Here is a 12537-nt window from a genome sequence, read left to right as displayed (position 1 = left end):
TGAAATGGTCGATCGGCTGAAAGGCAAGGTAGCGGTGGTGACGGGCGCGGCGCCGCGCGGCGAGGGCGTCGGCAACGGCATGGCGACCGCCCTCCTGTTCGCGCGCGAGGGCGCCAGGGTGGTGCTGGTGAACAGGAGCGCCGAGCGTGCCGACAAGCTCGCGCGGCAGATCAGGGAGGAGGGCGGCGAGGCCTCGGTGTTCGCGGGCGACGTCGCCAAACCCGAGGTGTGCGAGGCGATGGCCGCGTTCGCGGTCAAGACCTACGGCCGGCTCGACGTGCTGCACAACAATGTCGGCATCGGCGCGCCCGGCACGCCCGAGACGGTCAAGCTCGAGGACTGGCACAAGGTGATCGAGGCCAACCTCACCACCACCATGCTCTGCACCAAGTATTGCATCCCCAGGATGAAGGCGGGCGGCGGCGGCTCGATCATCATGGTGTCGTCGATCGCGGGCGCGCTCGGCCTGATGGGCAGCCCGGGCGCCGTCGCCTATTCGACGGTCAAGGCCGGCCTGCACGGCTTCACCCATTCGGTGGCGGCCGACTACGCGACCCAGAACATCCGCGCCAACTGCATCGTCGTCGGCTCGGTGCACACGCCGATGGTGGCGCACATGGGCGCCGAGGCGCGCGAGCGGCGGCGCAGGATGGTTCCGATGCAGACGGAGGGCACGGCCTGGGACATCGCCCATGGCGCCGTGTATCTTGCCTCCGACGAATCGCGCTGGGTGACCGGCGTGCTGCTGCCGATCGACGGCGGGCTGGTGGCGCTGCGGCAGTGGCCGCGTTGAAGGAGGAGAGATCCGATGAAGAGCTTGGTTCGTGCGGTCGCCGCGGCGGCGGCTTTCGCTGCCGGCACCATGGTTGCGCAGGCGCAGACCCTGGACATGAAGGGCACGTGGAAGAGCAGCGGCGAAGCGATCGTCAGCGGAGCGGCCACCCATCATCCGCCGGGCGCCGCCGCCAAGGCGGCGGGCGCGCATCGATTGCGCCACCAGACCTTCACCTTCGTCGTCGAAGGTCAGGACGCCAGGCGCTTCTGGGGGCATGTCTCGACGGAGCATGCCGCGAAGGTGCCATTCGTCGGCTCCCTGTCGCATGACGGCAAGTGGGTCTATCTCGCCGAGGCGAACGGCCTGGTCGACGGCATGGTGATCGACAGCGACACGCTGCAGGTCTGCTACCGCCAGTCCGGCCCGGTGTTCATGGTCGGCTGCAGCGAGTGGAAGCGGCAGAAGTAGGCCGGACCCTGACGACCCGGCGGTCGTGGCGCCAGGTGTAGAGGCCGCTCGCCACGACGATGGCGGCGCCCGCCATGGTCCAGCCGTCCGGGATGTCGCCGAACACCAGCGCGCCGAGGATCGCGACCCACACCAGCAAGGTGTAGCTGTAGGGCTGCACCGCGCCGGCCTCGGCGTGGTCGAGCGCGCAGATCAGCGCGTAGTGCGCCAGCGCGCCGAGCAGCGCGATCGCGAGCAGCAGCGTCCAGCCCAGCGCGTCGGGCGGATGCCATTCCCACGGGCCGACGACGCTGGTGGCGGCGAAGGCGACGACGGCCGACCAGACGAGCGTGGTGTCCGACGAATCGGTGCGCGCGCAGAGCCGGGTCATGATCTGGTAGACGCCCCACAGCAGCGCGCCGAGGAGCGGCAGCACGAGCGGCCAGTCGAACGCCTTGAAGCCCGGTCGCACGATCAGCAGCACGCCCACGAAGCCCGCCGCCACGGCGATCCAGCGCGCCATGCCGGCGCGCTCGCCGAGGAACAGGACCCCGAGCGCGATCACGATCAGCGGCGAGGTGGCGGCGACGGCGTGCGTGTCGGCGAGCGGCAGGTAGTAGAAGGCGAGCACGAACACGGCGCTCTCGACGACCGCCAGCAGCGCCCGCGCACCCTGCAGCCAGGGCCGCTGGGTGCGCGCCGCGCGCAGCAGGCCGCCGCGCGGACGCACGACCAGCCAGGCGAAGACGCAGAACACCGCGTATCGGATCCACATCATCTGGCCGATCGGATAGTCGGCCACCACCCACTTGCTGAGCGTGTCCATGCTGGCGAAGCCCAGCATGGCGAGAACGGTGTAGAGCGCGCCGCGCGCGGTGCGGGTCATTCGGCGGCGACTGCCCTCCGCGCCGGTGGCCGGAAAGTCGGGATCACGCGCTCGGCGAACAGCCGGAGGCTCTTCATCGTCTTCTCGCGGCCGTAGTAGGGCGGGTAGTGCAGCAGCAGGGAGGTCATTCCGGCGCGCGCCTGCATCTCGCGCAGGCGAGCGATGACGGTCTCGGCCGAGCCGTGCAGGAGGGTCGTCGCCTGCAGGTCGTCGTAGCCGAGCTCCTTGCCCTTTTCCGACACCGAGCCGAGATAGCCCGATGTGCCGGAGCCGCCGAAATGGGCGATGTGGCGCACGATCGCCTCCTCGGTGTCGGCACGGGCCTCGGCATCGCTGTCGGCGATGTAGACCCAGCGCGCGATGTCGACATGGCCGGCCGCCGGGTTCTGGCGGCGCTCGGCCGACGCCTTGGCGAGCTCGCGCTTGTAGAGCGCGGTCTGGGCGGCGAGCGTGTCGACGCCGGGCAGGGTCGAGAGCATGAGGCCGAAGCCGTTGCGGCCGCTGTATCCGATGGAACGATCGGTGCCGCCCGCCATGTAGAGTGGCGGATGCGGCATCTGCACGGGATGCGGCAGCAACTCGTAGGGTTGCCTGACGGTGCCGGCGAAGTACTTGCCCTTGTGGTCCCAGCGGTGACGGTGCCAGGCATCGAACATCAGGCCGATCGCCTCCTCGACGACGTCGCGCCGGCCGTCGAAGTCCTTGCCCAGCCCCTCGAACTCGTAGGGCCGGTAGCCCGAGCCGACGCCCAGGCGAACGCGGCCGTTGCTGAGGATGTCGACGAAGGAGGTGTTCTCGACCACGCGGATCGGGTCGTAGAGCGGCAAGGTGATCACCGCCGCGCCGACATTGATGCGGCTGGTCTTGGCCGCGAGATAGGCCATGTAGGCGAAGCAGTCCGGCATGATGCCGTAGCTGGTCGCGAAATGGTGCTCGGCGATCCAGGCGGTGTCGTAGCCCAGCCGCTCGGCCTCGAGGATCTCGTCGGTCGTACGGGCATGCACGGCGCGATGCGGATAGGGCTCTTCGCTGGGGTTCGGATGAGACGTGAAGAGGACGCCGAATTCCATGTTTCCTCGCCTTCTTGGAGGCCCATCCTAGAGGCCGCATCGCGTCGCCGCCATGGCCTCGCGTATCGACCGGAGAAACGAATTCGGCTACGGGAGGCGCATGGTCTCGCGGCGCAACATCCTCTTCATCGTGGTCGACCAGTGGCGGGCAGACGCACTGGGCTGTGCCGGAAATCCGATCCTTAAGACGCCGAATCTCGACCGCCTGGCGGCGGACGGCGTGCTGTGTCGCCGGCATTTCGTCCAGGCCTCGCCGTGCGGCCCGTCCCGCGCCGCGCTGCTCACCGGCACCTACCAGCACAACAACGGAGTCGTGCGCAACGGCACGCCGCTTGCCCGCCGCTTCACCAACATCGCGCTGGAATGCCGGAAGGCCGGCTACGACCCCGCGCTGTTCGGTTACACCGACACGACCGTCGATCCGACCGGGCTCGATCCGGCCGATCCCGCGCTGCGTACCTACGAATCGGTGATGCCCGGGTTTTCGGCCGAGCTGGTGTTGCCCGAACGTCCCCTCCCGTGGATGGCGCATCTGCAGGCCAGGGGCTATCCGTTTGCCGACGACGTGACGGAAGTCTACCGGCCGGCAGCGGGCGTCGACGGCGGCTGCGGGCCGACTTTCGCGCCCGCGCGCTTCCGCGCAGAGGACAGCATCACCGCCTTCCTTACCGACGCGCTGCTGGACTACATCTCGGTGCGCCGCGGCACCTCGTGGTTTGCGCATGCCGCCTACATCCGGCCGCATCCGCCCTTCGTCGCGCCGGCCCCCTATCATGCGCTCTACGATGCCGCGGCGATGGTCCCGCCGGTCCGGGCCGCGACGGCGGAACGGGAGGCGCGGCAGCATCCGCTGCTCGCCAGCTATCTGCGCACGCAGCGCCAGGCGAGCTACTTCGTGACGGGCCAAGGTGTCGTGTCGGCGTTGGGCGATGCCGAGATCGCCCAGCTGCGCGCGACCTACTACGGCATGGTGCAGGAGGTCGACGACCAGGTTGGGCGGCTGATCGACAGGCTGAAGGAATGGGGGCTCTACGACGAGACGTTGATCGTGGTCACCTCCGACCATGGCGAGATGCTCGGCGACCACTGGATGCTCGGCAAGCAGGGCTATTTCGACGAGGCCTACCATGTGCCGCTGATCGTGCGCGACCCGTCGCGCATGGCGGATGCGGCGCGCGGCTCGGCGATCGATCGGTTCACCGAAGCAGTCGACGTCATGCCGACGATACTCGAGTGGTGCGGACTGAACGCGCCGCGCCAGTGCGACGGCCGTTCCCTGCTGCCGCTCGTCCATGGGCGAAACGTCTCGGACTGGCGCGGCGAGGTTCACTGGGAGTTCGACTTTCGGGGATTGGGTCCGGCCGATTCCGAGAAGGAGCTCGGCCTGCCAATGGACGCATGCTCTCTCGCCGTGATCCGCGACGAGCGCCACAAGTACGTGCATTTTGCGGCGCTGCCACCGCTCTTCTTCGATCTCGCGCGCGATCCGCACTGCCTCGACGACTTGTCGCGCGATCCGACTGCTGCACCGGCGATGCTGGCCTGTGCGCAGAAGATGTTGTCGTGGCGCATCCTTTCGAGCGAGCGTGGCTTCACTGGCATGGCCGCCTCGCCTGACGGGCTGCAGGTCCGTTCCTAGAGCGGTGACGGCGGTCCCGTCGCGCTGAACGACGCCTTGACTTTGCCGCATTGCGCCACCATATACGGCCCGTCCACGCGATCCTCGCGCGGATGCATACGGATTTCTCGCGATTGCGCGACGCGCCACGAAGTTTCAGGGCGCCTCATCCCGGGACAATCTCTTAGAAGCAAGAGCCGCCCCAACCGCGCTTGGGAGCGAGCCGACAACTGGACCGTATTTAGTGAACAACCCGACTTTCACGGACCTCGGATTGGCCGAGCCGTTGCTGCGTGCACTGAAGCACGCCAACTACGAACAACCCACGCCCATTCAGGCTCGCACCATTCCACTGCTGCTGCAAGGCCGTGACGTGCTGGGCATCGCCCAGACCGGCACCGGCAAGACCGCAGCCTTCGCCCTGCCGGTGCTCCAGCACCTCGCTGCCCAGAACCGCCGCGCCGAGCCCAAGAGCCCGCGCGCTCTGGTGCTGGCGCCGACGCGCGAGCTCGCCGTCCAGATCGCCCGTTCCTTCGATACCTACGGGCGCGGTCTCGGCCTGCGCCTCGGCATGGTGATCGGCGGGCTGGGTTTCGGCCGCCAGATCGAGACGCTCCATCGCGGCGTCGACATCCTGGTCGCCACGCCGGGCCGCCTGCTCGACCTGATGCAGCAGGGCCATGCGCGCCTCGGCAATGTCAGCTTCCTCGTGCTCGACGAAGCCGACCGCATGTTCGACATGGGTTTCATCAAGGACGTGCGCCGCATCGTGGCGTCCGTCTCCAAGCAGCGTCAGACGCTGATGTTCTCGGCGACGATGCCGGGTGACATCGCCAAGCTCGCTGCCGAGATCCTGAAGAACCCCGAGCGCGTCGAGATCGCGCCGCAGGGCCGCACGGTCGAGAAGATCGACCAGCGCGTCTATTTCGTGAACGCTGCCGCCAAGCGGGCGTTGCTCAGCCATCTGCTCGGCGACCCCGAGCTCGAGCGCGTGATCGTCTTCACGCGAACCAAGCGCGGCGCCAATCGCGTCGCCGAGGCGCTGGACAAGACCGGTGTGCGCTCAGAGGCGATTCACGGCAACAAGTCGCAGAACGCCCGCCAGAAGGCGCTCGACAATTTCAGCCGCGGCAGGGCCCGCGTGCTGGTCGCCACCGATCTCGCCTCGCGCGGCATCGACGTGAGCGGCGTGACGCACGTCATCAACTACGAGCTGCCGGCCGACGCCGAGAGCTACGTCCATCGCATCGGCCGCACCGCGCGCGCCGGCGCCTCGGGCGTGGCGCTGTCGTTCTGCGACGGCGGCGAACGCGGCCAGCTCAAGAGCATCGAGCGGCTGACCAACCAGCGCATCGCCGTCGTGCCGACGCCGGCCAACGAGGACATGCCCGCCATGCCGGCGCCGGGTGCCCGCGACGGCAGGGACGAGGGCGAGGACCGGCGCGACGAGCGCCCGCGCCAGCATCGTGGTTCCGGTCGCGGTGGCAACGGTCACCATCGTTCCGTAGGCGGGCGTTCGCGTGGTGATCGTGCGCCGGCCGAGCATCAATGGGCGCGCGGCGACTATCGCGACCAGCCTCGGAGCGATCGCCCGCAGGCCGAGCAGACCTACAGCGCTCGCCCGCATGCCAAGCGACCCTATACGCCGCGTCCCCAAGGCGACCGTCCATACGGCGACCGGCCGTTCGGCGGACCGTCGCGCGGCAACGGCGGCCGTCGCTTCGGTGGCGGCGGCCGCGGCCGCGGCCGCGCGGCCTAGACGATCCCTTCCTCGCGGAAGATCTCCAGGCACTTGTTGAGGGCGCGCTCGTAACGGGCGCGCTCTTTCTTCATCGACTCGTCGTTCCAGTCGAAGAAACCGCGCTTGGTCTTGAAACCGATACGGCCCTGGTCGACGTTCCGCTGCAGCACCGGCGGCGGGCCCTTCTCGTTGCAGAGGTCTGGCCAGATGATCTTGGCCACAGCGCAGGTCGTGTCCCAGCCGGAATGTTCTTTCTGCACGATCGGGCCGGCCGCGGCGTAGCGAAAGCCGAAGGAGAGCCGCACCGTGGCGTCGATGTCCTCGGGGCTTGCGACGCCCTGCTCGATCAGCCACAGCGCCTCGCGCATCAGGGCGCCTTGGATACGGTTGCCGAGGAAGCCGATCACGTCCTTCTTCACCTGCACCGGCCGCTTGCCGAGCGCGCGCATGGTCTCGCCGACCTCTTCGGCGAGCTTCACGTCGGTGTGGATCGAGCGCACCACCTCGACCAATGGGATGAGGTGGGCCGGCATGAAGAAGTGCAGACCCATCATGCGGCTCTGCGTCTTCAGCCCCTTGCCGATCTCGCTGATCGGGAAACTCGAGGAGTTCGAGGTGAGAGGCACGCCAGGCCGGGACAGCGTCTCCATCTCGGCGAACAGCTTTTGCTTCAGTGGCAGGTCCTCGGTCACGGTCTCGACGGCGATGTCGATCTTGTTCCACGGCACTTCGGCGAGCGTGGCATAGGTCGCAAGACCCGATGTGTCCGTGCTCTTGCCCATCGCTTCGAGCGCGCGGGCGCTCGCAGCCGGCAGGCCTTCGCGCGTGCCAGTCGAGCGCGAGACGACGTGGGTCTTCCAGCCGCTGCCTAAGAACATGGCGACGATGCCGACGCCCATGGTCCCGCCGCCGATCACGAGGGCATGGTGTTCGCTTTGCGACATTCTTGGTCCTCCCAACTCGACTGGCCCCCTGTCGCGGGGCAATATCCGGCTCATTCAGATGGAGAAACGCATGAGCGGTACATACAAGGATATCGGCGTCACGAGCGAAGGTCATGTCGGCATCGTCGAGATCCAGCGGCCGCCGCACAATTTCTTCGACAATTCGCTGATCAACCAGATCGCCGATGCCTTCGAGGCGTTCGATCGCGACACCAACGTCCGCGCCTATGTCCTCTGCGCGCAGGGCAAGTCGTTCTGTGCCGGCGCCGACTTCGCCAACCGCCCGCAGACCGGTGCGGCCGAGAGCGGCAAGCACCTTTACAAGGAGGCAACGCGCCTGTTCCGCGCCCGGAAGCCCAGCATCGCCGCGGTGCAGGGGCCCGCGATCGGCGGCGGCCTCGGCCTCGCGGTGATGGCCGATTTCCGCGTCGCCGCTCCCGAGGCGCGCTTCTCCGCCAACTTCACGCGGCTCGCCTTCCACCCGGGTTTCGCGCTCACCTTCACCCTGCCGCGTCTGGTCGGCCAGCAGAAGGCGAACCTGATGTTCTATACCGGCCGCCGAATCGGCGGCGAGGAAGCCCATGCCTGGGGGCTCGCCGACGTGCTGGTGCCGCTTGCCGACGTGCGCAAGGCGGCGATCGGCCTCGCCGCGGAGATCGCCGAGAGCGGCCCGCTCGCCGTGGTGTCGACCCGCGAGACGATGCGGCGCGGCTTCGCCGACGCCGCCGAAGCGGCGACCGAGCGCGAGCTCACCGAACAGGACTGGACGCGCAAGACCGACGATTTCAAGGAAGGCATCAAGTCCTACGCCGAGAAGCGCCCGGGCAACTGGAAGGGCCGCTAGGAACGTGGGTCAGGTTCAGGGCAAGGTCGCCGTCGTCACTGGCGGCGCCTCGGGCATTGGCGAGGCCTGTTCGCAGACGCTGGCGCGTGAAGGCGCGGCGGTGCTGGTGACCGACGTCGATGACGCGCTGGGCAAGGGCGTCGTCGAGCGCATCCTCAAGTCGGGCGGCAAGGCGCGTTACCAGCATCAAGACGTGCGCGACGAAGCCGCTTGGCCGGGGGTGATCACCGAAGCCGAGAAGCATTTCGGCCGGCTCGACATCATGGTGGCCAATGCCGGCATCGGCATCATGTCGCCGATCGAGACGATGACGCTCGCCGACTGGCAGCGCCAGCAGGCGATCAACCTCGACGGCGTGTTCCTGTCGATCAAGCATGCCATCCCGGCGATGAGGAAGGCCGGCGGCGGCTCGATCGTGCTGATGTCGTCGATCGCCGGCCTGCGCGGCGCGCCCTATCTCGCGGCCTACTCGGCGACCAAGGGCGGGGTGCGGCTGCTCGCCAAGTCGGTCGCGCTCGAGCATGCCGCCGACAACATCCGCTGCAACTCGGTGCATCCCGGCATCATCGCCACGCCGATCTGGGGCAAGATCCCGACCGGCGCCGAGGGTAACCGCCGCAACGCACCGATCGATCCAGCCGAGCGCTCGGCGGCGATCACGCCGCTGGTACGGGTGGGCGAGGCCCAGGACATCGCCAATGGCGTGCTGTTCCTTTGCACCGATTCCGCCAACTACATCACCGGCCAGGAGCTGGTGATCGACGGCGGCATCACCGCCGGCGGCCGGGCGACACCCCGTACATAGCCGACGATTCCGATATTCAGGTGTGCGCGAAAGCGATTTGACTCTGTGTGCCCCCTCGTGAGCATTGATGCGATTCAGGGGGATCAATGCGGGGATTTTGTCCGGTGGTCGCCGCGCTTTCAGTAGCGGCCTTGGCGGGGTGTTCTCCTTACGGCTTTTCGAAGGAAGTGGGCGATTTCGACGCCAGTGCGAAGGGACTCGCCACATCGGTGGCGGCCGGTCATCAAACGCTGCGCGACGACGCCTTGGCGGCCGCGCGGCGGGATCTCATCTATCATCAGCGCCGCGTTGCCATCCCCGTCAGCTGCCAGCCAGGACAGTCCGTCAAGGATGGGCCGCCATGCAGGCCTTACGCTGTCGGTGGCTCACCGGTCATCGCCGATCCCGATCCGATCGATCCCAAGGTCAAGGAATTGGTGACGGTGCTCAACGCCTATACCGGGGCGCTCGCCGCCGTGACCAAGGCGAGCGATCGAGCGGAGTTCGACAAGGAGGTCGGCAACCTGGCGAAAGCGGTTCAGGGATTGATGGCGGCGACAGGTGTCGGTGTAACGGCAGCTCCCGTCATAGCCGCGGGCGTAAATCTCTTTGGCTGGCTGGTGGGGACGGCACTGGACATTCAGCGCTACGAGACGCTGCGCAATGCGGTGAATGCTGTAGATGCGCCGGCCAAGAACGATGTGAAGCCGATGAAGACGATCGCCAACACGCTACAAGGCGAACTAGTTGTGTTGATGGAGGTACGCCAGGGCAAGCTCCTGGACGAGGCCGCGCTTGTGCGTCGCCGTATCGGCCCGGGAAACAGCGACGAGACCTATCGAACGCGACTTGCGGACCTTGAGGCGTTGCTCGCTGCTGTCGAGGACTTGCGCAAGGCGGACCCGGCCGCTGCTGCTCAGGGTCTTGCCAAGGCACATGAGGAACTGGTCGCGGCAGTGAACAATCCGAAGATTGATTTCGAGCAACTGATCAAGAGTCTCGGTGAACTGAAGGACAAGGTGGAGGCGGTGCAGAAGGCGCTGTCTGAAGCCTCCGGCGCCGGCTCCGCCAAAAAGGGAGCCTGATCCATGGCAAACGAGGCTACTACCGACGACATTCTGCGCCAAAGCGACCTCGCCGCCGCTGAGTACAACGCACCGATCAGAAAGCTGGGTACCATCGAGGAGCCATCCAAGGAGCAGGAGAAGCGCCTGAAGGAGTTCAGGGACAAGCGCGCCGAAATCAGGCGAGAAGCGAGGAAGAAGATACTGGGGAGCGCCGAACTCGATGAAGCCCTGAAGCGATTGAAGGCGGCGACCAAGAACCTCAACGACACGGCCAAGCAGATGCCCAACGCCACCGCAATTCTGAAAAAGGCCAACAAGTTTCTAGGTCATGGCACCGACGCGGTGAACGCCATCAAGAGCGTCCAGAAGCAGATCGGTTGACGGTCGCGCTAGGGCAGCTGCTCATCCATCAACTTCAGCGCCTCGGCCGCGAAGGCACGCATGTTGGCGACACGGTCGCCGGAGCCGCTCCGCAGCGTGCGCGCGATCTTGCCCGCGGGGCCGACGACGGCGACACAGGTGTGGCCGGCGGGATCGCCGTAGGAGTTTCCGGTCGGGCCGGCGGCGCCGGTTTCGGCCAAGCCCCAGGTGGTCTTCAGCCGCTCGCGCACATGCTCCGCTGCCAGCAGCGCCCACGGCTCGCTCGACGAGCGCACGCCGGCGCGCTTCTCCTTGGGCACGGCGAGGAAGGCGTCCTGTGCCGGCCGCGTATAGACCACCGCACCGCCCATGAAATAGGCCGAGGCGCCCGGCACAGCGAGCAGCGCCGCGGAAACCAGACCGCCGGCGGAAGATTCGGAGATGCCGATCGTCTCCTTGCGCGCCTTCAGCTTCTCGCCGATGCGCTGGGCGAGCGGCAGCAATATGTCCATGGGTCAGGCCTTCCTCTTCAGGACGTCCAGTATGAGCGGTACCTGCTGTCCGAGCCAGATCGCTCGGTCGCGATGGTCCTCCAGCGCCTCGCCGGTGTTGGGGTGCACGAAGACCGTGAGGTCCCCGCGGTTCAGTGCCAGCCAGGACAGCAGCGGAGCGAGTTGGTCGTTGCGGAAATGCACCTGATAGCTGAAGCGCGGGTGCGGACCGACCGGCTTCTCGTGGAAGCGGCCCATACTGATGTCGAACGATTTCTCTATGCGCTCGCGTAGCGCCCAGGCGGCGTCTCGCGTGGCGGCATCGAAGTAGACGTGGGCGTGCCAGTCGTTGATCTGCGGGGTTTCCATCGTCCAACCCTATGCTAGCTTTCTCGCATCATGAACTTCGATTTCTCAGACGACCAGAAGCTGCTCAAGGAACAGGTTCGTAAGTTCCTTTCCGACAAGTGCCCGATGAAGGTCGTGCGCCGGGTGCTCGACGGCCCCGAAACCCACGCCGACGAGGTCTGGAAGGGCCTGGTCGAGCTCGGTGTGCCGGCGACCGGCATTCCAGAGGCGTTCGGCGGGCTCGGCCTCTCGCCGCTCGAGCTCTGTGTCGTCGCCGAAGAGATCGGCCGTGCCGCGGCGCCGGTGCCGTTCGACACGTCGGTCGTGCTGGCGACCGAGGCGCTGAAGCTGGCGGCCTCCGACGCCCAAAAGAGGAAGTGGCTGCCGCTCCTCGCCGAGGGCAAGGCGATCGGCACGCTGGCCGTGAGCGAGGGGCCGCAGCCGCCCAAGCCGCGCAACGTCACCACGACCTTCGGCGGCGGCAAGCTCAACGGCAGGAAGGTGCCGGTCGCCGACGGTGAAGCGGCGACCTTCGCTGTCGTGCTCGCCAAGAACGGGCTGGTGCTGGTCGACCTCACGCAAAAGGCGGTGACCAAGCGGCGGGTCGAGACGATCGACCCCGCGCGCAAGCACGCCGAGCTCACTTTCGCCGATGCGAATGCCGAGTTGCTCGGCGCCGAGGGCGAGGGCTGGCGGCTGCTCGAGCGTCTGTACGACACGGCAGCGGTCTACTTTTCTTTCGCGCAGGTTGGCGGCGCGGAAGCGGCGATGTGGATGGCGCGCGACTATGCCCTGCAGCGCCAGGCTTTCGGCCGCGCGATCGGCTCCTACCAGGCAATCAAGCACAAGCTCGCCGACTGCTACGTCAAGCTCGAGCTGGCGCGCTCCAACGCCTATTACGGCGCTATGATGTTGGCCGAGGGCGGTGCCGACCTGCCCCTGGCAGCAGCGGCGGCGCGTATCGCCGCGACGGATGCCTACGAATTCGCCGCCAAGGAGAACATCCAGACGCATGGCGGCATCGGCTTCACGTGGGAAGCGGATACGCAGTTCCACTTGCGCCGGGCGAAGCTGATGGCGCTGTCCATCGGCGGGCCGATGGCGTGGAAAGACAAGCTGGTGAATCGCCTGGAACAGAAGAACGCGGCCTGAGGAGGCGACG

General features: G+C 67.3%; 14 protein-coding genes. 9 read left to right on the top strand and 5 right to left on the bottom strand.

Going from position 1 to position 12537, the window contains the following annotated elements:
* Positions 1 to 4 precede the first annotated feature (4 nt).
* Complete coding sequence (locus KIT25_17835; protein UYN93897.1) at positions 5 to 793, top strand: SDR family oxidoreductase; 789 nt, start codon at positions 5 to 7, stop codon at positions 791 to 793.
* Between the two features lie 15 nt (positions 794 to 808).
* Positions 809 to 1243: a hypothetical protein gene (locus KIT25_17830; GenBank protein ID UYN93896.1), complete on the top strand. Its 435-nt coding sequence runs from the start codon at positions 809 to 811 to the stop codon at positions 1241 to 1243.
* Here KIT25_17830 and KIT25_17825 read toward each other — a convergent pair.
* Entirely contained in the window at positions 1206 to 2108 is a 903-nt protein-coding gene (locus KIT25_17825) for a DMT family transporter (protein ID UYN93895.1), read from the bottom strand. The two genes, KIT25_17830 and KIT25_17825, sit on opposite strands and share 38 nt — an antisense overlap.
* Complete coding sequence (locus KIT25_17820) at positions 2105 to 3178, bottom strand: LLM class flavin-dependent oxidoreductase (protein ID UYN93894.1); 1074 nt, start codon at positions 3176 to 3178, stop codon at positions 2105 to 2107. The genes KIT25_17825 and KIT25_17820 overlap by 4 nt, the downstream gene beginning before the upstream one ends.
* Positions 3179 to 3230: 52 nt before the next feature.
* Between KIT25_17820 and KIT25_17815 the strand changes: the two genes are divergently transcribed.
* Positions 3231 to 4817, top strand: coding sequence for an alkaline phosphatase family protein (locus tag KIT25_17815; GenBank protein ID UYN93893.1), 1587 nt, complete (start codon positions 3231 to 3233; stop codon positions 4815 to 4817).
* Positions 4818 to 5040: 223 nt separating this feature from the next.
* Entirely contained in the window at positions 5041 to 6555 is a 1515-nt protein-coding gene (locus tag KIT25_17810; protein UYN93892.1) for a DEAD/DEAH box helicase, read from the top strand.
* On the opposite strand, the gene KIT25_17805 is transcribed toward KIT25_17810, so the two are convergent.
* A complete protein-coding gene (locus tag KIT25_17805; protein ID UYN93891.1) occupies positions 6552 to 7481 on the bottom strand; it encodes a 3-hydroxyacyl-CoA dehydrogenase in 930 nt (309 codons plus the stop codon). The two genes, KIT25_17810 and KIT25_17805, sit on opposite strands and share 4 nt — an antisense overlap.
* 70 nt (positions 7482 to 7551) lie before the next feature.
* Between KIT25_17805 and KIT25_17800 the strand changes: the two genes are divergently transcribed.
* The 4 genes from KIT25_17800 (at position 7552) to KIT25_17785 (ending at position 10557) form a co-directional block, all read left to right on the top strand.
* The gene (locus KIT25_17800; protein UYN93890.1) at positions 7552 to 8325 is read left to right on the top strand and encodes an enoyl-CoA hydratase/isomerase family protein; all 774 of its coding nucleotides are present in this window, start codon (positions 7552 to 7554) and stop codon (positions 8323 to 8325) included.
* A gap of 4 nt (positions 8326 to 8329) precedes the next feature.
* On the top strand, positions 8330 to 9130 hold the full coding sequence (locus KIT25_17795; protein UYN93889.1) for a glucose 1-dehydrogenase: 801 nt from the start codon (positions 8330 to 8332) through the stop codon (positions 9128 to 9130).
* 104 nt (positions 9131 to 9234) lie between these two features.
* A complete protein-coding gene (locus KIT25_17790; GenBank protein UYN93888.1) occupies positions 9235 to 10194 on the top strand; it encodes a hypothetical protein in 960 nt (319 codons plus the stop codon).
* A 3-nt stretch (positions 10195 to 10197) separates the two neighbouring features.
* On the top strand, positions 10198 to 10557 hold the full coding sequence (locus tag KIT25_17785; GenBank protein UYN93887.1) for a hypothetical protein: 360 nt from the start codon (positions 10198 to 10200) through the stop codon (positions 10555 to 10557).
* 8 nt (positions 10558 to 10565) lie between these two features.
* Here the strand turns inward: KIT25_17785 and KIT25_17780 are convergent, their stop codons facing one another.
* Both KIT25_17780 and KIT25_17775 read right to left on the bottom strand, forming a co-directional pair.
* Positions 10566 to 11048: a CinA family protein gene (locus KIT25_17780; protein ID UYN93886.1), complete on the bottom strand. Its 483-nt coding sequence runs from the start codon at positions 11046 to 11048 to the stop codon at positions 10566 to 10568.
* A gap of 3 nt (positions 11049 to 11051) precedes the next feature.
* Entirely contained in the window at positions 11052 to 11396 is a 345-nt protein-coding gene (locus tag KIT25_17775; GenBank protein ID UYN93885.1) for a DOPA 4,5-dioxygenase family protein, read from the bottom strand.
* A 30-nt stretch (positions 11397 to 11426) separates the two neighbouring features.
* Between KIT25_17775 and KIT25_17770 the strand changes: the two genes are divergently transcribed.
* The gene (locus KIT25_17770) at positions 11427 to 12527 is read left to right on the top strand and encodes an acyl-CoA/acyl-ACP dehydrogenase (protein ID UYN93884.1); all 1101 of its coding nucleotides are present in this window, start codon (positions 11427 to 11429) and stop codon (positions 12525 to 12527) included.
* The last annotated feature ends 10 nt before the right edge of the window (positions 12528 to 12537 follow it).

It is taken from the genome of Enhydrobacter sp. (assembly GCA_025808875.1).
Classification (GTDB): Bacteria; Pseudomonadota; Alphaproteobacteria; order Reyranellales; family Reyranellaceae; genus Reyranella.
This window is presented reverse-complemented; position numbering and strand designations above follow the sequence as displayed.

Coding starts and splice junctions, on each gene's coding strand:
- KIT25_17835 (UYN93897.1), top strand. CDS start 5: ATGGTCGATCGGCTGAAAGGCAAGGTAGCGGTGGTGACGGGCGCGGCG.
- KIT25_17830 (UYN93896.1), top strand. CDS start 809: ATGAAGAGCTTGGTTCGTGCGGTCGCCGCGGCGGCGGCTTTCGCTGCC.
- KIT25_17825 (UYN93895.1), bottom strand. CDS start 2,108: ATGACCCGCACCGCGCGCGGCGCGCTCTACACCGTTCTCGCCATGCTG.
- KIT25_17820 (UYN93894.1), bottom strand. CDS start 3,178: ATGGAATTCGGCGTCCTCTTCACGTCTCATCCGAACCCCAGCGAAGAG.
- KIT25_17815 (UYN93893.1), top strand. CDS start 3,231: ATGGCCTCGCGTATCGACCGGAGAAACGAATTCGGCTACGGGAGGCGC.
- KIT25_17805 (UYN93891.1), bottom strand. CDS start 7,481: ATGTCGCAAAGCGAACACCATGCCCTCGTGATCGGCGGCGGGACCATG.
- KIT25_17800 (UYN93890.1), top strand. CDS start 7,552: ATGAGCGGTACATACAAGGATATCGGCGTCACGAGCGAAGGTCATGTC.
- KIT25_17785 (UYN93887.1), top strand. CDS start 10,198: ATGGCAAACGAGGCTACTACCGACGACATTCTGCGCCAAAGCGACCTC.
- KIT25_17780 (UYN93886.1), bottom strand. CDS start 11,048: ATGGACATATTGCTGCCGCTCGCCCAGCGCATCGGCGAGAAGCTGAAG.
- KIT25_17775 (UYN93885.1), bottom strand. CDS start 11,396: ATGGAAACCCCGCAGATCAACGACTGGCACGCCCACGTCTACTTCGAT.
- KIT25_17770 (UYN93884.1), top strand. CDS start 11,427: ATGAACTTCGATTTCTCAGACGACCAGAAGCTGCTCAAGGAACAGGTT.